The organism is Streptomyces sp. NPDC026062, from assembly GCF_055568375.1.
Genome location: NZ_JBVHOQ010000003.1, coordinates 217,188 through 237,352 on the forward strand (window position 1 = coordinate 217,188; position 20,165 = coordinate 237,352).

Below are 20,165 nucleotides of genomic sequence, written 5' to 3' on the forward strand. Positions count from 1 at the left end.
CGCCTGGACGAAGGGCGGGTGACGGGCGCGGACCGCGCGCCCGTCACCCCGCCACCGCGTCACCAGCCCCGGGCGCGCCACTCCGGCAGCTGCGGACGCTCGTCGCCGAGCGTGGTGTCGTGGCCGTGGCCCGGGTAGACCCAGGTCTCGTCGGGCAGCGGACCGAAGAGCTTGGTCTCCACATCGTGCAGCAGGCTTGCGAACGCCTCGGGGTCCTGGTGAGTGTTGCCGACCCCGCCCGGGAAGAGGCAGTCTCCGGTGAACAGGTGCGGAGCGCCGTGCGGGTCGTCGTAGACGAGCGCGATCGAGCCCGGAGTGTGACCGGTCAGATGGCGGGCGGTCAGCTCGACCTGCCCGACCCTGATCGTGCCGCCGTCCTCGACGAGCACATCCGTCGGCACCGGGATTCCCTCGGCGTCGAACCGCCCGGCGTACGTACGCGCGCCCGTGGCGGCCACCACCTCGGCCAGCGCCTGCCAGTGGTCGCCGTGCCGATGGGTGGTGACGACCGAGGCGATCGAGTCGTCACCGATCAGCCGCAGCAGGGTCGCCGCCTCGTTGGCCGCGTCGATCAGCAGCTGCTCGCCGGTGGCCCGGCAGCGCAGCAGATAGGCGTTGTTGTTCATCGGGCCGACGGCGACCTTGGAGATCATCAGATCCGTCAACTCGTGTACGTCCGCGCGCCCGCCGACCTTGACCGCTCCGCTGTACGTCATGTCTCTCAGCCTATAGCGGGGGCAGCACGGGAAGGCTGCCGCCTTCGACGGTCAGCGCGGAGCCGTCGCGCCGCCCGCTGAGCCAGCCGAGCAGCTCGGGAGCTGTGCCGCGGACACCGACGGGGCCGCCCTCCGCGCCGCCGCCGGTCGTCCAGATCCGGCCCCGGTCGTCGGCCACGCCCGTCGAGACGAGCGAGGGGTGCCCGGCGAACCGCTCGGCCAGGAAGTCGATCTCCCGGGCGGCGAACTCGTCCGGCAGGTCCTCCAGCTCGTAGCCGACCCCCAGGTCGACGTGGTGCAGCTCGACCTCGACGCGGCGTCGGAAGGGGATCCGGGCTGCGGAGTCCGTCACGCCGTTGCGCAGTGCGACCGTGCGCGACCAGTCGCCGGGCGCCGCGGCTGCCGCCACGAAGCGGTCCGCGCTCGCGCTCAGGTCGGCCAGCTGTACGGCCTGCGGCCGGGGCGCGTCCCGCTCGATGTCGCGGTCGCGGGTTTCGCTGTCTGCGTACATCGGCCGGCCCTGGAGAACATTTACGAGCGCGTCGGCGTTACGAGAGAGGTGCGCGACGACATGACCCCGGCTCCAGCCCGGCAGCTGTGACGGTTCCGTCAGTGCGGCGTCGTCCAGTTTCGCCGTGGCGCTGAGCAGTCGATCGGTCGCTTCACGCAGTGCTGCGAGGTCGTGCGCATGATCAATCATGGGGCCGAGCCTAGCCCCGCCACTCGTTCGGGTGAAGGAGTCATCAGCCGTCCGTAAATCGAATGTGCGTGCTATACGCTCGGAGCTGAAAGCTTCGTACATCGCTGTGGCACCCCCCATACCCTGGGGCAGGGGCTCAGTTCCCCCGCTTCTCTCTAGAAAGGTGCGGACCGGCGTGGCCGACCGTCTCATCGTCCGTGGCGCTCGCGAGCACAACCTCAAGAACGTCTCGCTCGACCTTCCCCGCGACTCCCTCATCGTCTTCACCGGGCTCTCCGGGTCGGGCAAGTCGTCGCTCGCGTTCGACACGATCTTCGCCGAGGGCCAGCGGCGCTACGTGGAGTCGCTCTCCTCGTACGCCCGCCAGTTCCTCGGCCAGATGGACAAGCCGGACGTCGACTTCATCGAGGGTCTGTCGCCGGCTGTCTCCATCGACCAGAAGTCGACCTCGCGCAACCCGCGCTCGACGGTCGGCACGATCACCGAGGTCTACGACTACCTCCGGCTGCTCTTCGCCAGGATCGGCAAGCCGCACTGTCCCGAGTGCGGCCGTCCCATCTCGCGCCAGTCGCCGCAGGCCATCGTGGACAAGGTGCTCGGCCTGCCCGAGGGCAGCCGCTTCCAGGTGCTCTCGCCGCTGGTGCGCGAGCGCAAGGGCGAGTTCGTCGATCTCTTCGCCGACCTGCAGACCAAGGGATACAGCAGGGCCAGGGTCGACGGCGCGACGATCCAGCTCGCCGAGCCGCCCACGCTCAAGAAGCAGGAGAAGCACACCATCGAGGTGGTCATCGACCGCCTCACGGTGAAGGACAACGCCAAGCGCCGGCTGACCGACTCGGTCGAGACCGCCCTCGGCCTCTCCGGCGGCATGGTCGTGCTCGACTTCGTCGACCTTCCCGAGGACGACCCCGAGCGTGAGCGGATGTACTCCGAGCACCTCTACTGCCCGTACGACGACCTCTCCTTCGAGGAGCTGGAGCCGCGCTCCTTCTCCTTCAACTCCCCCTTCGGCGCCTGCCCCGACTGCACGGGTATCGGTACGCGTATGGAGGTCGACCCGGAGCTGATCGTTCCGGACGAGGAGAAGTCCCTCGACGAGGGCGCGATCCATCCCTGGTCGCACGGCCACACCAAGGAGTACTTCGGCCGCCAGATCAACGCGCTGGCCGAAGCCCTCGGATTCCGTACGGACATTCCCTGGGCCGGACTGCCGCAGCGTGCCAAGAAGGCCCTGCTCTTCGGACACAAGATCCAGACCGAGGTGCGCTACCGCAACCGGTACGGGCGCGAGCGCGCCTACACCACGCCCTCCTTCGAAGGTGCGGTGCAGTTCGTCAAGCGGCGGCACTCGGAGGCCGAGAGCGACTCCAGCAGGGAGCGTTTCGAGGGCTACATGCGCGAGGTTCCCTGCCCGACCTGTGAGGGCACCCGCCTCAAGCCGATCGTCCTCGCGGTCACGGTGATGGAGAAGTCCATCGCCCAGGTCGCCGCGATGTCGATCAGTGAGTGCGCCGAGTTCCTCGGCCGGATGAAGCTGAACGCCCGTGACAAGAAGATCGCCGAGCGGGTGCTCAAGGAGGTCAACGAGCGGCTGAAGTTCCTGGTCGATGTGGGCCTGGACTATCTGTCGCTGAACCGCGCGGCAGGCACCCTGTCCGGCGGCGAGGCGCAGCGCATCCGGCTCGCCACCCAGATCGGCTCCGGGCTGGTCGGTGTGCTCTACGTCCTGGACGAGCCGTCCATCGGCCTGCACCAGCGCGACAACCACCGCCTCATCGAGACTCTGGTCCGGCTCCGCGACATGGGCAACACGCTCATCGTCGTCGAGCACGACGAGGACACCATCAAGGTCGCCGACTGGGTCGTCGACATCGGCCCCGGCGCCGGTGAGCACGGCGGCAAGGTGGTCCACTCCGGATCGCTCAAGGAGCTGCTGGCCAACGACAAGTCGGTCACGGGTCAGTATCTGACCGGCAAGAAGTCGATCGCGATGCCCGAGATCCGGCGCCCTGTCGACCCCTCGCGACTGCTCACGGTCCACGGCGCCCGGGAGAACAACCTCCAGGACATCGACGTCTCCTTCCCGCTCGGTGTGCTCACCGCCGTGACCGGAGTCTCCGGCTCCGGAAAGTCGACGCTGGTCAACGACATCCTCTACACCCACCTGGCCCGTGAGCTGAACGGCGCCAAGTCGGTGCCCGGCCGGCACACCCGGGTCGACGGGGACGACCTCGTCGACAAGGTGGTGCACGTCGACCAGTCGCCCATCGGCCGTACGCCCCGGTCCAACCCGGCGACGTACACCGGCGTCTTCGACCATGTCCGCCGGCTCTTCGCGGAGACGATGGAGGCGAAGGTCCGCGGCTATCTGCCGGGCCGGTTCTCCTTCAACGTGAAGGGCGGCCGCTGCGAGAACTGCTCCGGCGACGGCACCATCAAGATCGAGATGAACTTCCTGCCGGATGTGTACGTCCCGTGCGAGGTCTGCCACGGAGCGCGCTACAACCGGGAGACCCTGGAGGTCCACTACAAGGGCAAGTCCATCGCCGAGGTGCTGGACATGCCGATCGAGGAGGGCCTGGAGTTCTTCGAGGCCGTTCCGACCATCGCGCGCCATCTGCGCACGCTCAACGAGGTCGGTCTGGGATACGTCAGGCTCGGCCAGTCCGCGCCGACGCTCTCGGGCGGTGAGGCCCAGCGGGTGAAGCTCGCCAGTGAGCTGCAGAAGCGCTCCACCGGGCGCACGGTCTACGTGCTGGACGAGCCGACCACCGGACTGCACTTCGAGGACATCTCCAAGCTGATCAAGGTGCTCTCCGGCCTGGTCGACAAGGGCAACTCGGTGATCGTCATCGAGCACAACCTCGATGTCATCAAGACCGCGGACTGGGTCATCGACATGGGACCCGAGGGCGGCAACGGCGGCGGCCTGGTCATCGCCGAGGGCACCCCGGAGTACGTGGCGGGCGTTCCCGCCAGCCACACGGGGAAGTTCCTCCAGGGGATCCTGGACGCGGACCGGGTGAGCGAGGCGGCCGTGCCCGCGTCGCGCAAGCCGGCGCGGAAGACGGCCGCGAAGAAGGCGGTCGCCGCGAAGTCCGCCCCCGTGCGGAGGACGGCGACGGCGAAGACCGCCACGGCCAAGAGCACGGCGAAGGCCGCCACGGCCAAGAGCGTGGCGAAGAGCACGGCCAAGGGCGCCGGGGCGGCTGCGGCGAAGAAGCCCGCGGCCAAGAAGACGTCCCGCACCCGCAAGGCCTGAGACCGGTCCTGCGGATGCATGCCGGGCCTGCCGGGCGCACGTGCCCGGCAGGCCGCACCGGCAGGGCCTGACACGGGTTCGGCGGATGCCGGGCCCGCCGGGTGCCCGTCCGGTGGTCCGCGCCCGCACCGGGGTCCGACCGGACGCATCGGTGGCCGGGGGCCGGAGGCACGCCCGATGTCCGAAAGCCGAGGTGGCGGTCCCTCCCGAAGGGGCCGCCACCTCGGCTTTCCTCACCTCTGACCAGGCACGATCGGGTCCGCCCGGCCCGGACGCAGAAGCGTCCCCCTCCGCCGGTATCGTCGGTTACGTCACCGATGCCTCCGCTGTTCACACACCCGGGCATCGTCGGCACCCCGCTGCCCCTCTGACCCGTGGAGACCGCATGTCCGGCCAGCCCGCCGCCCGCCGCACCGTGCTGAAGGGCGCCGCTCTCGCGGGCGTCGCCGGGCTGGGAGCAGCCGCCTGCTCGACCGACTCGAAGCTCGGTCACGCCCAGACGCCGACCCCCACCGCGCCTGTCGAGCTCGGCGCCCCCGACGAGATCCCGGTCGGTGAGTCCAAGCTCTACCGTGAGCAGCGCGTCATCGTCAGCTGCCCGGCCAAGGGGCAGTACAAGGCGTTCAGCGCCCAGTGCACCCACGCGGGCTGCCTGCTGGACAAGGTGGAGAAGAACGAGGGGCACTGCCCCTGCCACGGCAGCCTCTTCGACACCACGACCGGCAAGGCCGTCCAGGGCCCCGCGACCGTGCCGCTGCCCTCCGTCCCGGTCAAGGTCGAGGGCGGAAAGCTGATCGCGGGCCCCGGCGCCTGACCCACGACCGGGCCGGCCCCCGACGCCCGCCCCCGGTTGTCACCGCCCCTCCCGGTTGTCACCGCCCCCGGTTGTCACCTGCACCGGTTGTCACCTGCACCGGTTGTCACGGCACCGGTTGTCACCGCCTCCAGCCACCGCCTGCCCGACGACCGGGGCCGCCTGCCCGACGACCGGCCGCTCGCAGGACCCGCCGGGCCCGTCTCACTCCCAGTCCCAGTCGATGCCGACCAGGCCCGGCCGCACCCCCTGTTCCACCAGGTGCACGGTCCGGTGCCGGCCGGTGAGCCTGAGATCGGCCCGGTCTCCGCGCGGTGCCCCCGCCGAGGCCTGCGCGAACCGCCGGCACCGGACCGGCAGCGCCTCTTCGTCGAACCCGACCTGCAGCACGTACTGCCCGCCGCCGAAGCCGAAGCCGCGGACGTACTCGCCGCACGGCCCGCCGGTACCGTCCTCGAATCCGTAGCCGAAGAGGTACGTCTCTCCCGCCCGCAGCCGGGTGTCGAAAAGCAGCTCGGCGACCAGCACCCCCGTCGCGGTGTCCCGGCGGATCCGGCCCTTCCAGCAGTTCTCCCGGGCGCTCACCCCGATCCGCTCCGGATCGCAGCCCGGATCACCGCGGTACACGGCGAGATAGCGGTCGATGCCGTCACGGTGGGCGCGTACGACGTGCTGGGAGTCGCGGGACCGCATCTGACGGCCGGCCCCGATCCGTACCCGTTCCTGATGCCCCACCGTGTGCAGCCCGCCGTCCGCGGACGGCCGCAGTTCCGCGAGCATCCGCTCCACCGCCCCGGACACCTCACTCCTCGGGGAACGGTGCGGGCGGACGGGCGGACGGTCGGCCTCCGTGCGCGGATTCCCGGTCGCGAGCAGCCCTAGCAGGGAGTTCCCGGGCAGCTCCAGCACCTCTTCCAGCGCCTTCACCGCCCGCAGGGACTCGGGGCGCTGCGGGCGCCTGGCGCCCTGTTGCCAGTAGCTGAGGCTGGTCATCCCGACCTTGACGCCCCGGTGCGCCAGATGGTGCTGCACCCGCTGGAGCGGCAGTCCGCGCACCGAGAGCGCGGCGCGCAGCGCCAGATGGAACGGGCCGGTGTGCAGCACCTGCGCCAGTTCGGCCTCGGTGTGCCGCATGGGTCCTCCAGGTGAACGTCCGCGACGGGCGACGGCCGACCGCGGCGACGGGTGCGGGCGGCAGGCGGCCAGGTGGGGGAAGTTCACGCATCCGCCCCCGGCGTCCGCACCGCGGTGTTCCCCCGCATTGAAGCGTGTCGTCCCGCTCCCGACAACGGGCCGACGCTCATCGGACCCGGTGACCCCGCGCTCCGGGACACACGACCCACCCCGTGTCCCGGAGCGCGGCGCCGCCCCTGGACATCCCGTGCTGTCACTGCCCGCAAGTAGGGTGGGAGACATGGCAGACCCCTCCAGCTACCGCCCCAAGCCGGGACAGATCCCCGACTCCCCGGGGGTCTACAAATTCCGCGACGAACACCGCCGGGTGATCTACGTCGGGAAGGCGAAGAGCCTGCGCCAGCGCCTGGCCAACTACTTCCAAGACCTGTCCGGTCTCCATCCGCGTACGCGCACGATGGTGACCACCGCCGCGTCCGTCGAATGGACCGTCGTCTCCACGGAGGTCGAGGCGCTTCAGCTCGAGTACTCCTGGATCAAGGAGTACGACCCCCGGTTCAACGTCAAGTACCGCGACGACAAGAGCTATCCGTACCTCGCGGTCACGCTCAACGAGGAGTTTCCGCGCGTCCAGGTCATGCGCGGCGCCAAGAAGAAGGGTGTGCGCTACTTCGGTCCGTACGGGCACGCCTGGGCGATCCGCGAGACGGTCGACCTGATGCTCCGCGTCTTCCCGGTGCGCACCTGCTCCGCCGGTGTCTTCAAGAACGCCGCCAGGACCGGACGCCCCTGCCTCCTCGGCTACATCGGCAAGTGCTCGGCTCCCTGCGTCGGCCGGGTCACCCCCGAGGAGCACCGCGAACTGGCCGACGATTTCTGTGACTTCATGGCCGGCCGCACCGGTACGTACATCCGCCGCCTGGAGAAGGACATGATGGCGGCGGCCGAGGAGATGGAGTACGAGCGCGCGGCCCGCCTGCGCGACGACGTGGAGGCGCTCAAGCGCGCCATGGAGAAGAGCGCCGTCGTGCTCGCCGACGCCACCGACGCCGATCTGATCGCGGTCGCGGAGGACGAGCTGGAGGCGGCGGTCCAGATCTTCCACGTCCGCGGCGGCCGGGTGCGCGGCCAGCGCGGCTGGGTCACCGACAAGGTGGAGAACGTCGACACCTCGGGCCTCGTCGAGCACGCCCTCCAGCAGCTGTACGGCGAGGAGACAGGCGACTCCGTCCCCAAGGAGGTCCTCGTCCCGGCCCTTCCCGAGGACCCCGAGGCGATCTCCCAGTGGCTGGCCGACCGCCGGGGCTCCCAGGTCAGCCTGCGCATCCCGCAGCGCGGCGACAAGAAGGACCTGATGGCCACGGTCCAGCGCAACGCCCAGCAGGCCCTCGGGCTGCACAAGACCAAACGCGCCTCCGACCTGACCACCCGCTCCCGGGCCCTTGAGGAGATCGCCGAGGCGCTCGGCCTCGACACGGCCCCCCTGCGCATCGAGTGCTTCGACATCTCCCACCTCCAGGGCGACGACGTGGTGGCGTCGATGGTGGTCTTCGAGGACGGCCTGGCCCGCAAGGGCGAGTACCGCCGCTTCCAGATCAAGGGCTTCGAGGGACAGGACGACGTCCGCTCGATGCACGAGGTGATCGGCCGGCGCTTCCGGCGCTACCTCCAGGAGAAGGAGCGGACGGGGGAGTGGGAGGAGAGCCCCGCCACCCCGGGAGCCCCCCCGGCCGACGGGACGGTCCGGGCCGACGGCACCGCCCCGGCCCACGACACCGCTCCCACCGAGGCCGCGCCCGGCGCGGCTCCCGCCGAACCGGCCGAGCCTCGTGAGGACGACGGCCGTCCCAAGCGGTTCGCCTACCCGCCGCAGCTCCTCGTCGTCGACGGCGGGCAGCCCCAGGTCGCCGCCGCCAAGCGGGCCCTGGACGAGCTGGGGATCGACGACATCGCCGTCTGCGGCCTGGCCAAGCGCCTCGAAGAGGTCTGGCTGCCCGATGACGACGACCCGGTCGTCCTGCCCCGTTCCAGCGAGGGCCTCTACCTCCTCCAGCGCGTCCGTGACGAGGCGCACCGCTTCGCCATCACCTACCAGCGCGCCAAACGGGCCAAGCGCATCCGCTCCGGTCCCCTGGACGCGGTGGCCGGTCTCGGCGAGACCCGGAAGCAGGCGCTGATCAAGCATTTCGGCTCCGTCAAGAAGCTGAGGCAGGCGACAATCGACGAGATCTGCGCGGTTCCGGGGATAGGCCGCAGGACGGCGGAGTCAGTGGCTGTCGCCCTTGCCGCGGCAGCCCCGGCCACGCCCGCCGTGAACACGGCCACAGGAGAGATCATTGAAGAGGACGACGGGGGCAGCACGACATGACCGAGCACGAGCGTGAACACGGGCACGACCGCACGGACCGAGCAGACGGAGCAGCAGACGTGAGTACGGGCACCTCGATCGAGACGGGCGACAGCTCGGTGGCCATCCCCGAGCTGGTGATCATCTCCGGAATGTCGGGAGCCGGCCGCAGTACGGCGGCCAAGTGTCTGGAGGACCTCGGCTGGTTCGTCGTCGACAACCTGCCGCCCGCACTGATCCCCACCATGGTGGAGCTCGGCGCCCGCTCGCAGGGCAACGTGGCGCGGATCGCCGTCGTCGTCGACGTCCGGGGCCGCCGCTTCTTCGACAATCTGCGGGAATCCCTCGCCGACCTGGAGACCAAGGGGGTCACCCGGCGGATCGTCTTCCTGGAGTCCTCCGACGACGCGCTGGTCCGCCGCTTCGAGTCGGTCCGCCGGCCGCACCCCCTCCAGGGCGACGGCCGCATCGTCGACGGGATCGCCGCCGAGCGCGACCTGCTGCGCGAGCTGCGCGGCGACGCCGACCTGGTGATCGACACCTCCAGCCTCAACGTGCACGAGCTGCGCGCCAAGATGGACGCCCAGTTCGCGGGCGACGAGGAGCCGGAGCTCCGCGCCACCGTGATGTCCTTCGGCTTCAAGTACGGTCTGCCCGTCGACGCCGACCTGGTGGTGGACTGCCGCTTCCTGCCCAACCCGCACTGGGTCCCCGAGCTGCGTCCCTTCACCGGACTCAACGAGGAGGTGTCCGCGTACGTCTTCGACCAGCCGGGCGCCAAGGAGTTCCTCAACCAGTACACGGAGCTGCTCCAGCTCATCGCCGCGGGCTACCGCCGCGAGGGCAAGCGGTACGTGACCATCGCCGTCGGCTGCACCGGCGGCAAGCACCGCTCCGTGGCCATGTCGGAGAAGCTGGCCGCCCGGCTCGCGACCGAGGGGATCGAGACCGTGCTCGTACACCGGGACATGGGGCGCGAGTGACCAGCCGCAACCTGCGTCTGCGCAGGCTGCGCAGAGGCGCCCCCCTGTCCGGCCGCAAGCGCGGCGCACAGCCCAAGGTCGTCGCGCTCGGCGGCGGCATGGGCCTGTCCGCCTCGCTCACCGCGCTGCGCCGGATCACCGGCGACCTGACCGCCGTGGTCACCGTCGCCGACGACGGGGGATCCAGCGGCCGGCTCCGCGAGGAGCTGGGCGTGCTGCCGCCCGGCGACCTGCGCAAGGCGCTGGCCGCGCTGTGCGGCGACGACGAATGGGGCCAGACCTGGGCCCAGGTCATCCAGCACCGCTTCCAGTCCAGGGGCGACCTGCACGAGCACGCGGTCGGCAATCTGCTGATCGTCGCCCTGTGGGAGCAGCTGGGCGACCACGTACAGGCCCTGGACCTGGTCGGTAAGCTCCTCGGCGCGCACGGCAGGGTGCTGCCGATGTCCGCGGTGCCGCTGGAGCTGCAGGCGCTCGTGAAGGGACACGACCCCGGGCATCCGGACCGGGTGGACACGGTGCGCGGCCAGGCGACCGTGGCGCTCACCCCGGGCGAGGTCCAGTCCGTGCACGTCGTGCCGCCCGACCCGCCGGCGGTCCCCGAAGCGGTCGCCGCGGTCCGCGACGCGGACTGGGTGGTGCTCGGCCCCGGCTCCTGGTTCTCGTCGGTCATTCCGCACCTGCTGGTCCCCGATCTGCTGGACGCGCTGATCGAGACGAAGGCCCGGAAGGTCCTCTCGCTGAACCTCGCACCGCAACCCGGTGAAACAGATGGCTTCTCTCCGCAGCGTCATTTGGAGGTTTTGGGACGACACGCCCCTAAACTCGCCCTGGACGTGGTGTTGGCCGACGAGGCCGCCGTGCCCGACCGCGAGTCCCTCGCCGATGCCGCAAAACGGCTCGGTGCCGCGGTCGAGCTGGCGCCCGTGGCCTCACCCGACGGCGTTCCGATTCATGATCCGGAGCTGTTGGCTGCCGCGTACGACCGTATTTTTCGGATGCATGGAAGGATCGGCCCATGGCGATGACGCCGGCGGTGAAGGACGAAATCTCTCGGCTTCCCGTAACCCGGACCTGCTGCAGGAAGGCAGAAGTCTCGGCGATTCTTCGGTTCGCGGGTGGGCTGCACCTGGTGAGCGGCCGGATTGTGATCGAGGCGGAGCTGGACACCGCGATGGCGGCGCGCCGGCTGAAGCGGGACATTCTTGAGATCTTCGGGCACAGCTCGGAGCTGATCGTGATGGCACCCGGCGGGCTGCGGCGCGGTTCGCGCTACGTCGTGCGCGTGGTGGCGGGCGGCGACCAGCTGGCCCGCCAGACGGGTCTGGTGGACGGCCGCGGCCGTCCCATCCGCGGTCTTCCCCCGCAGGTGGTCTCGGGGGCCACCTGCGATGCCGAGGCCGCCTGGCGCGGGGCCTTCCTGGCCCACGGCTCGCTCACCGAGCCGGGCCGCTCCTCCTCGCTGGAGGTCACCTGCCCGGGTCCGGAGGCCGCGCTGGCGCTGGTCGGCGCCGCCCGCAGGCTCTCCATCGCGGCGAAGGCCCGTGAGGTGCGCGGCGTGGACCGCGTCGTCGTCCGGGACGGCGACGCGATCGGTGCCCTGCTCACCCGGCTCGGCGCCCATGAGTCGGTGCTGGCCTGGGAGGAGCGGCGGATGCGCCGCGAGGTCCGCGCCACCGCCAACCGGCTCGCCAACTTCGACGACGCGAACCTGCGCCGGTCCGCCCGTGCCGCCGTGGCCGCCGGTGCCCGGGTGGGGCGCGCGCTGGAGATCCTCGGCGAGGAGGTCCCCGAGCACCTCGCGGCGGCCGGACGGCTGCGCATGGAGCACAAGCAGGCCTCCCTGGAGGAGCTGGGCGCCCTCGCCGACCCGCCGCTGACGAAGGACGCCGTCGCCGGACGGATCCGCCGTCTCCTGGCGATGGCCGACAAGCGGGCTCAGGACCTCGGGATCCCGAGCACGGAATCCACCCTCAGCGAAGAGCTCGCCGACGGCCTGGTCGGCTGACCGGCACCCCCGCCGGTGCGCCGCCGCGGGAACACCCCGCGCACCCGCGGGTGTTGACGCTGCGTAATCGTCGCGGCGGGCGGGGGAGGGCAACCGGAGGCCCGTACTCCTACTGGGGAGTACGGGCCTCCGGCGTTCGTACGGCCCTGCTCGATGTCACCCCGACGGCTTCGGAGAGGTAGGGTCGGAGGCGGTCGGGGACATCCCATACAACTCGCCGGCGTCGAAAACCGGCGTACCTAACGAGGAGATCGGTTCGTGACGATCCGCGTAGGCATCAACGGCTTTGGCCGCATCGGTCGTAACTACTTCCGCGCGCTGCTGGAGCAGGGTGCGGACATCGAGATCGTGGCTGTCAACGACCTGGGTGACACTGCGACCACGGCCCACCTGCTGAAGTACGACACCATTCTGGGTCGTCTCAAGGCAGAGGTGAGCCACACCGCCGACACCATCACCGTCGACGGCCACACCATCAAGGTGCTCTCCGAGCGCAACCCGGCGGACATCCCGTGGGGCGAGCTGGGCGTCGACATCGTCATCGAGTCGACCGGCATCTTCACCAAGAAGGCCGACGCCGCCAAGCACCTCGCGGGCGGCGCGAAGAAGGTCCTCATCTCGGCTCCGGCCAAGGACGAGGACATCACCATCGTGATGGGCGTCAACCAGGACAAGTACGACGCGGCCAACCACCACGTCATCTCCAACGCCTCCTGCACCACCAACTGTGTGGCGCCGATGGCCAAGGTTCTCGACGAGAACTTCGGCATCGTCAAGGGTCTGATGACGACGGTCCACGCGTACACGAACGACCAGCGGATCCTGGACTTCCCGCACTCCGACCTGCGTCGCGCCCGCGCCGCCGCGGAGAACATCATTCCGACCACGACGGGTGCCGCCAAGGCCACCGCCCTGGTCCTGCCCCAGCTCAAGGGCAAGCTCGACGGCATCGCGATGCGTGTCCCGGTCCCGACCGGTTCCGCCACCGACCTCGTCGTGACCCTGCAGCGCGAGGTCACCAAGGACGAGGTCAACGCCGCGTTCAAGAAGGCGTCCGACGACGGCGACCTCAAGGGCTTCCTGACGTACACCGAGGACCCGATCGTGTCCTCGGACATCGTCAGCGACCCGTCGTCCTGCACCTTCGACTCCTCCCTGACCATGGTCCAGGAGGGCAACACGGTGAAGATCCTCGGCTGGTACGACAACGAGTGGGGCTACTCCAACCGCCTCGTCGACCTGACCGTCTTCGTCGGCGGCCAGCTCTGATCCTCGGATCGGCAGGCACCTCGATGTGAGCACGGGGCTCGAACAGCGCAACGCAGCGCCGTTCGGGCCCCGTCGCATGCTCCCTCGTCCTCCAAGGAGTCCAGACAGATGAAGACGATCGACGAACTTCTCGCCGAAGGGGTCACCGGCAAGCGCGTATTCGTCCGCGCCGACCTCAACGTGCCGCTCAGCGGGACCACCATCACCGACGACGGCCGTATCCGCGCCGTCGAGCCGACCGTGCGCAAGCTCGCCGAGGCGGGCGCCCGGGTCGTCGTCGCCTCGCACCTGGGCCGTCCGAAGGGCGCCCCGGACCCGGCGTTCTCGCTGGCCCCCGCGGCGGCCCGCCTCGGTGAGCTGCTCGGGACCGACGTGGCGTTCGCGACCGACACGGTGGGCGAGTCCGCCCGCGCCGCGGTCGCCGCACTCGCCGACGGCAAGGTCGCCGTCATCGAGAACCTCCGCTTCAACGCCGGCGAGACCTCGAAGGACGACGCCGAGCGCGGCGCCTTCGCCGACCAGCTGGCCGAGCTCGCCGACCTGTACGTGGGCGACGGCTTCGGGGCCGTCCACCGCAAGCACGCCTCGGTCTTCGACCTCCCGGCCCGGCTTCCGCACGCCGCGGGCGACCTGATCGCCACCGAGGTCGGCGTGCTGAAGAAGCTCACCGACGACGTGCGGCGGCCCTACGCCGTCGTGCTCGGCGGTGCCAAGGTCTCCGACAAGCTCGGCGTCATCGACCACCTGCTGGAGCGCGCCGACCGCATCCTCATCGGCGGCGGCATGGCGTACACCTTCCTCAAGGCCCAGGGCCACGAGGTCGGCAGCTCGCTGTTGCAGGAGGACCAGATCCCGGCCGTGCGGGAGTACCTCAAGCGCGCCGAGGAGAAGGGCGTGGAGTTCGTGCTCCCCGTCGACGTCGTCGTCGCGCCGGCGTTCCCGGACCTCAAGACCAAGGCTCCGGCCCACCCCGCCACCGTCGCCGCCGACGCCATGCCGGCCGGCCAGATGGGGCTGGACAACGGTCCGGAGACCAACAAGCTCTACGCATCGAAGCTCGCCGACGCGGCCACCGTCTTCTGGAACGGCCCGATGGGCGTCTTCGAGCACCCCGATTTCGCCGAGGGCACCCGGGCGGTCGCCCAGGCCCTCGTCGACTCCTCGGGCTTCAGCGTGGTCGGCGGTGGCGACTCCGCCGCCGCTGTCCGCATCCTGGGCTTCGACGAGAACGCGTTCGGACACATCTCGACCGGTGGCGGCGCCAGCCTCGAATACCTCGAGGGCAAGACGCTTCCCGGCCTCGCCGCACTGGAGGACTGACCTTTCATGACCACCCGTACCCCGCTGATGGCGGGCAACTGGAAGATGAACCTCAACCACCTCGAGGCCATCGCCCACGTCCAGAAGCTCGCCTTCGCCCTGGCCGACAAGGACTACGACGCCGTAGAGGTCGCCGTCCTGCCGCCCTTCACCGACCTGCGCTCCGTCCAGACGCTGGTCGACGGCGACAAGCTGAAGATCAAGTACGGTGCCCAGGACATCTCGGCGCACGCATCCGGCGCGTACACCGGTGAGATCTCCGGCCCGATGCTCGCCAAGCTGAAGTGCACCTACGTCGCCGTCGGTCACAGCGAGCGCCGCCAGTACCACGCGGAGACCGACGAGGTCTGCAACGCCAAGGTGAAGGCCGCGTACGAGCACGGCCTGACCCCGATCCTCTGCGTCGGTGAGGGCCTGGACATCCGCAAGGCCGGTGACCAGGTCTCCTACACGCTCGCGCAGCTCGACGGCGGGCTGAAGGACATCCCGGCCGAGCAGGCCGAGACCATCGTGATCGCGTACGAGCCGGTCTGGGCCATCGGCACCGGCGAGGTCGCCACCCCCGAGGACGCGCAGGAGGTCTGCGGTGCGATCCGCGGCCGCCTCGCCGAGCTGTACTCGCAGGAGCTGGCCGACGCGGTCCGTATCCAGTACGGCGGCTCGGTGAAGTCCGGCAACGTGGCCGCGATCATGGCGCAGCCCGATGTGGACGGCGCGCTGATCGGCGGCGCCGCACTGGACGCCGACGAGTTCGTCAAGATCGTCCGCTTCCGCGACCAGTGAGTATGCGCTAGCGCGGATCCGTCGTACCCTTGCGGGGGCCAGGAGGCACAGCCTCCCGGCCCCCGTTGTTCGCATAAGCAGTCCAGGAATTCCGGAAAGTAGGGACCAGCCGTGGTTTTGGCGTTCGAGATCGCCCTGATCGTCTTCAGCCTGCTGCTGATGCTGCTGGTGCTGATGCACAAGGGAAAGGGCGGCGGTCTCTCCGACATGTTCGGTGGTGGCATGCAGTCGTCCGTCGGCGGCTCCTCGGTCGCCGAGCGCAACCTCGACCGGATCACCGTCGTGGTCGGTCTGGCCTGGTTCGCGTGCATCGTGGTGCTTGGTCTGCTCATCAAGCTGGACAACTGACCCGTCGTACGCGATTCCGGTGAGGGTGTAACTCCAACCACTGGACGCGCGTTGGGCCTTACGTAGACTGGGGCATCTTCGAGCACCATCACGCAGGGAGTTACGACCGTGGCAAGTGGCAACGCGATCCGGGGAAGCCGGGTCGGAGCGGGGCCGATGGGGGAGGCCGAGCGCGGCGAGTCCGCGCCACGGGCCCGCATCTCCTTCTGGTGCTCGAACGGGCACGAGACGCAGCCGAGCTTCGCCCATGACGCGCAGGTACCGGAGACCTGGGACTGCCCGCGCTGTGGATTCCCGGCCGGCCAGGACCGGGACAGCCCGCCGGACCCGCCGCGCACCGAGCCGTACAAGACGCATCTGGCGTACGTGCGGGAGCGTCGCAGTGACGCGGACGGCGAGGCCATCCTCGCCGAAGCCCTCGCCAAACTCCGCGGCGAGATCTGAAACCTCGCGTGGCTCCGCAGAAGTTGTTCACCGGCCGGACACCCCCAGGGTGTCCGGCCGGAACGCTTCCGTCGTGCCACAGCCCGCCCTCGTCCCGTCCGCCGCGCTGATCAATTAAGTTGGAGGGGCAGCGGGGAACTGCGGTTACGAGAAGAAGTGGGCTGATGTCCGGGATGAACGCACAAAGCCGTACCAGGCTCAACCAGACGCCGGAATGGACCGCGCTGGGCAAGCACCGTGAGCAGCTCGGGGCGACCCAGCTGCGCGAGCTGTTCGCGGACGATCCGGAGCGCGGCACCGGATACACCCTGAAGGTCGGCGATCTGTACGTCGACTACTCCAAGCACCTGGTCACCGACGAGACGCTCGGGCTCCTCCGTGAGCTCGCCGGGGCCACCGGTGTCGCCGAACTGCGGGACGCGATGTTCCGCGGCGACAAGATCAACACCACCGAGGACCGGGCCGTCCTGCACACCGCGCTCCGCGCCCCGCGCGACGCCGTGATCGAGGTCGACGGCGAGAACGTGGTGCCCGCCGTGCACGCGGTGCTCGACAGGATGGCCGCCTTCTCCGACCGCGTCAGGTCCGGCGAGTGGACCGGCCACACCGGCAGGCCGATCAAGAACATCGTCAACATCGGCATCGGCGGCTCCGACCTCGGCCCCGCCATGGCCTACGAGGTGCTGCGCTCCTTCACGGACCGCTCGCTCACCGTCCGCTTCGTCTCCAACGTCGACGGTGCCGACCTGCACGAGGCCGTGCACGACCTCGACCCGGCCGAGACGCTCTTCGTCATCGCGTCGAAGACCTTCACCACGATCGAGACGATCACCAACGCCACCTCGGCACGCGACTGGCTGCTGACCGGGCTGAGGGCGGGTCAGGACGCGGTGGCCAAGCACTTCGTGGCCCTGTCGACGAACGCCGAGAAGGTCTCCGACTTCGGCATCGACACCGCCAACATGTTCGAGTTCTGGGACTGGGTCGGCGGCCGCTACTCGTACGACTCCGCCATCGGCCTCTCGCTGATGATCGCCATCGGGCCGGACCGGTTCCGCGAGATGCTCGACGGCTTCCACCTCGTCGACGAGCACTTCCGCACCGCCCCCGCCGAGGAGAACGCCCCGCTGCTGCTGGGCCTGCTCGGTGTCTGGTACGGCGCGTTCTTCGACGCGCAGTCGCACGCGGTGCTGCCCTACAGCCACTATCTGTCCAAGTTCACGGCGTACTTGCAGCAGCTCGACATGGAGTCCAACGGCAAGTCCGTGGACCGGGACGGCAATCCGGTCGACTGGCAGACCGGTCCGGTCGTCTGGGGTACCCCCGGCACCAACGGGCAGCACGCCTACTACCAGTTGATCCACCAGGGCACCAAGGTCATCCCGGCCGACTTCATCGGCTTCGCCGAGCCGGTCGAGGCCCTGCTGCCCGGCCTGGTCGCCCAGCACGACCTGCTGATGGCCAACTTCTTCGCCCAGACCCAGGCGCTGGCCTTCGGCAAGACACCCGACGAGGTGCGCGCCGAGGGCGTTCCCGAAGAGCTGGTGCCGCACAAGACGTTCCGGGGCAACCACCCGACGACGACGATCCTCGCCGACCGGCTGACTCCGTCCGTGCTCGGCCAGCTGATCGCGCTGTACGAGCACAAGGTGTTCGTCCAGGGCGCCATCTGGAACATCGACTCCTTCGACCAGTGGGGTGTCGAGCTCGGCAAGGTCCTCGCCAAGCGGATCGAGCCGGTGCTGACCGAGGGCAAGGGCGCCGAACAGCTGGACAGTTCGACCGCCGCGCTCGTCGCCGCCTACCGCGAGCTGCGGGGGCGCTGAGTCCGTGGCCACGGGGGAGGGGGCGGTACGGCTGCGGTCTCCGGCGCACACACCGGACCCGCGGGCCGTCGGCTGGTGGCGGGCGCAGTGGCTGCTGCTGACCGCGGTGCCGGTGGTGGTTCTGGCGGTGCTGGGCGCGTTCATCGAGTCCGCCCGGTTCTGGCTGCTGCTGCCCGCCGCGGTTCTCGCGGTCATCGGCATCGGCTGCGCCGTCCTCGTCCCCCTCTGGTGGTTCCGCACCCATCGCTGGGAGGTCACCGACGCGGCGGTGTACGTGCGGACGGGGGTGCTGTGGCAGGAGTGGCGGATCGCGCCGATGTCCCGGATCCAGACCGTGGACACCGTGCGCGGCCCCCTCGAACAGCTCTGCCGGCTCGCCACGGTCACCGTCACCACCGCCTCGGCCAAGGGGGCCGTCCGGATCGAGGGCCTCGACCACGAACTGGCGGCCGAGCTCGCCGAGCGGCTGACCCGGATCACCCAGGACACCCCCGGCGACGCCACATGAGCACGGCGCACCCCGCACCGGAGACCCCGGGCGCCCGGGACGACCCGGAAACCCCGGGCGTCCCGGACTCCCTGGATGCCCCCGACGGTGTGGCCGGCAGCGGGTCGTCCGTCGTCGAATGGCGCCGCCTCGACCGGCGTACGGTCCTGGCCACCGCCCTCGTCACGGCCGGCGTGGCGGCCGGGGCTGCCGTGCCGACCACGCTCGGGCTCTCGGGACGGTTCGGGTTCGCCACCGCCGTCGTCTGGGTCCTGGCGGGCGCCGTCCTGCTGGTCGCGGGCAGCGCCGGTGCCGACTACGTACGCCGTCGCCGCACCCGCTACCGCGTCGGCGCCGACCGGGTCGAGCTCCATACCGGTCTGCTGATCGTCAGGAAGCGCTCCCTGGCCCGGGAACGCATCCGCAGCGTCGACCTCACCGCTCACCCGCTCCAGCGCGTCCTCGGCCTGGTCACCGTCCGGATCGGCACCGGTGAGCACAGCGGCGAGGACTCCACCCTCGAACTCGACCCGGTCCTGCGCGCCGAGGGCGAACGGCTGCGCCGCGCGCTCCTGGAACGCGGCCGCACCGAAGCGTCCGGAGGCCACCGCGAGGGCGAGCTGGCCACGCTCGACCCGCGCTGGATCCGTTACGCACCGGTCTCGTTCGTCGCACCCGCACTCGGCGGCGCGGCGGCCGGAGCGGTACTCCAGGTCAGCGACTGGTTCGGCGCACAGGGCCAGGTCATCGAATGGGCCGGCGACCGGCTCCGGGACTTCTCCCTGCTCTCCGTGATCGTGCTCCTCGCCCTCGCCGCCACGCTCGCCGGAGTCGTCGGCGCGCTGGGCCTCTGGGTCGAGATGTGGTGGAACTACCGCCTCGAACGCGAACCGGGCGGCACGCTGCGCATCCGGCGCGGACTGCTCACCTCCCGGTCCGTCTCCATCGAGGAACGGCGGCTGCGCGGTGTCGATCTCGTCGAGCCGCTGGGCGTCCGGCTGCTGGGCGCCGCCCGGGTCGACGCCATCACCACCGGACTGGCCAAGGACGACGAGGAGGAGCGCGGCGACCACAACACCCTGCTGCCCGCCGCGCCCCGGCAGGTCGCCGACGAGGCCGCCGCCGCGGTGCTGCGCGAGGAGGTGTCCCCGACCGGTGCGGCACTGACCGCGCATCCGCCCGCCGCGCGCACCCGGCGCCTGCGCCGGGTGTACTGGGCGGTCCTGGTACCCGTTCTGGTCCAGGCCCTGCTCGGCGCCCTGCTGACTCCCGTCCTGCTGTGGACCGCGTTCGGCTGCGCGCTCGTCGGGCTGCCCGCCGGCGTACTCGTGGCGCGTGACGCCTACCGCGGCCTCGGCCACGCCCTCAGCGGCGGCTACCTGGTGACCCGCTCGGGTTCCCTGCGCCGCTCCACGGCCGCGCTGGAGCGGGCCGGGGTGATCGGCTGGACGGTCCGGCAGTCGTACTTCCAGCGACGGGCCGGGGTGCTGAACGTCACCGCGACGACGGCCGCGGGAGCTGGCGCGTACACGGTGCACGACGCCGACGCCTCCGAAGGGCTCACCTTCGCGTCCGAGGCCGTCCCGGGGCTGCTGGAGCCCTTCCTGGAGCGGGTCCGGCCCGGGGAGTGAGGGGCCGGGTCAGCCGTGTGTGGTGTCGATGACGCAGAACCGGTTGCCCTCGGTGTCTCCCAACACTCAGAACTAGACGTTCTGGAGTGCGGA

Annotated in this window: 17 protein-coding genes; 14 read left to right on the forward strand and 3 right to left on the reverse strand. The window is 70.4% G+C overall.

Translation table 11 applies throughout. The features are described from left to right. Positions 1–59 precede the first annotated feature (59 nt). Together ACZ4LX_RS04145 and ACZ4LX_RS04150 are read right to left on the reverse strand one after the other, a co-directional pair. A complete protein-coding gene (locus tag ACZ4LX_RS04145) occupies positions 60–716 on the reverse strand; it encodes an MBL fold metallo-hydrolase (protein ID WP_467635372.1) in 657 nt (218 codons plus the stop codon). 10 nt (positions 717–726) lie between these two features. After that, complete coding sequence (locus ACZ4LX_RS04150) at positions 727–1,416, reverse strand: maleylpyruvate isomerase family mycothiol-dependent enzyme (protein WP_467635378.1); 690 nt, start codon at positions 1,414–1,416, stop codon at positions 727–729. Between the two features lie 175 nt (positions 1,417–1,591). On the opposite strand from ACZ4LX_RS04150, the gene uvrA reads away from it, so the two are divergent. Together uvrA and ACZ4LX_RS04160 are read left to right on the forward strand one after the other, a co-directional pair. Next, positions 1,592–4,678, forward strand: a complete 3,087-nt coding sequence (gene uvrA, locus ACZ4LX_RS04155; protein WP_467635381.1) for an excinuclease ABC subunit UvrA — start codon at positions 1,592–1,594, stop codon at positions 4,676–4,678. Between the two features lie 385 nt (positions 4,679–5,063). Continuing rightward, positions 5,064–5,492: a Rieske (2Fe-2S) protein gene (locus tag ACZ4LX_RS04160; protein WP_467635385.1), complete on the forward strand. Its 429-nt coding sequence runs from the start codon at positions 5,064–5,066 to the stop codon at positions 5,490–5,492. A gap of 204 nt (positions 5,493–5,696) precedes the next feature. Here the strand turns inward: ACZ4LX_RS04160 and ACZ4LX_RS04165 are convergent, their stop codons facing one another. Continuing rightward, complete coding sequence (locus ACZ4LX_RS04165) at positions 5,697–6,626, reverse strand: hypothetical protein (protein WP_467635388.1); 930 nt, start codon at positions 6,624–6,626, stop codon at positions 5,697–5,699. 280 nt (positions 6,627–6,906) lie between these two features. Here ACZ4LX_RS04165 and uvrC point away from each other — a divergent pair, with 280 nt between their 5' ends. The 12 genes from uvrC (at position 6,907) to ACZ4LX_RS04225 (ending at position 20,072) form a co-directional block, all read left to right on the forward strand. After that, positions 6,907–8,994, forward strand: coding sequence for an excinuclease ABC subunit UvrC (gene uvrC, locus ACZ4LX_RS04170; protein WP_467635391.1), 2,088 nt, complete (start codon positions 6,907–6,909; stop codon positions 8,992–8,994). Continuing rightward, a complete protein-coding gene (rapZ, locus tag ACZ4LX_RS04175) occupies positions 8,991–9,956 on the forward strand; it encodes an RNase adapter RapZ (protein WP_467635396.1) in 966 nt (321 codons plus the stop codon). The genes uvrC and rapZ overlap by 4 nt, the downstream gene beginning before the upstream one ends. Continuing rightward, entirely contained in the window at positions 9,953–10,984 is a 1,032-nt protein-coding gene (locus tag ACZ4LX_RS04180) for a gluconeogenesis factor YvcK family protein (protein ID WP_467635401.1), read from the forward strand. The genes rapZ and ACZ4LX_RS04180 overlap by 4 nt, the downstream gene beginning before the upstream one ends. After that, on the forward strand, positions 10,975–11,964 hold the full coding sequence (whiA, locus tag ACZ4LX_RS04185) for a DNA-binding protein WhiA (RefSeq protein WP_024494235.1): 990 nt from the start codon (positions 10,975–10,977) through the stop codon (positions 11,962–11,964). The genes ACZ4LX_RS04180 and whiA overlap by 10 nt, the downstream gene beginning before the upstream one ends. Positions 11,965–12,222: 258 nt before the next feature. Further along, positions 12,223–13,233, forward strand: coding sequence for a type I glyceraldehyde-3-phosphate dehydrogenase (gene gap, locus ACZ4LX_RS04190; protein WP_467635406.1), 1,011 nt, complete (start codon positions 12,223–12,225; stop codon positions 13,231–13,233). Between the two features lie 108 nt (positions 13,234–13,341). Beyond that, positions 13,342–14,553, forward strand: coding sequence for a phosphoglycerate kinase (locus ACZ4LX_RS04195; protein WP_467635408.1), 1,212 nt, complete (start codon positions 13,342–13,344; stop codon positions 14,551–14,553). A gap of 6 nt (positions 14,554–14,559) precedes the next feature. After that, positions 14,560–15,336, forward strand: a complete 777-nt coding sequence (tpiA, locus tag ACZ4LX_RS04200; protein WP_467635411.1) for a triose-phosphate isomerase — start codon at positions 14,560–14,562, stop codon at positions 15,334–15,336. Between the two features lie 111 nt (positions 15,337–15,447). Beyond that, the gene (secG, locus tag ACZ4LX_RS04205) at positions 15,448–15,684 is read left to right on the forward strand and encodes a preprotein translocase subunit SecG (protein ID WP_383643920.1); all 237 of its coding nucleotides are present in this window, start codon (positions 15,448–15,450) and stop codon (positions 15,682–15,684) included. Positions 15,685–15,792: 108 nt separating this feature from the next. Then, positions 15,793–16,128, forward strand: a complete 336-nt coding sequence (locus ACZ4LX_RS04210; RefSeq protein WP_078622699.1) for an RNA polymerase-binding protein RbpA — start codon at positions 15,793–15,795, stop codon at positions 16,126–16,128. A gap of 173 nt (positions 16,129–16,301) precedes the next feature. Continuing rightward, positions 16,302–17,954: a glucose-6-phosphate isomerase gene (gene pgi, locus ACZ4LX_RS04215; RefSeq protein ID WP_467635770.1), complete on the forward strand. Its 1,653-nt coding sequence runs from the start codon at positions 16,302–16,304 to the stop codon at positions 17,952–17,954. Between the two features lie 4 nt (positions 17,955–17,958). Beyond that, the gene (locus ACZ4LX_RS04220; protein WP_467635414.1) at positions 17,959–18,462 is read left to right on the forward strand and encodes a PH domain-containing protein; all 504 of its coding nucleotides are present in this window, start codon (positions 17,959–17,961) and stop codon (positions 18,460–18,462) included. Beyond that, positions 18,459–20,072 carry a PH domain-containing protein gene (locus ACZ4LX_RS04225; RefSeq protein ID WP_467635417.1) on the forward strand — a complete coding sequence of 538 codons (1,614 nt, stop codon included), beginning with the start codon at positions 18,459–18,461 and terminating at the stop codon, positions 20,070–20,072. Before ACZ4LX_RS04220 ends, ACZ4LX_RS04225 begins: the two co-directional genes overlap by 4 nt. Positions 20,073–20,165 lie beyond the last annotated feature (93 nt).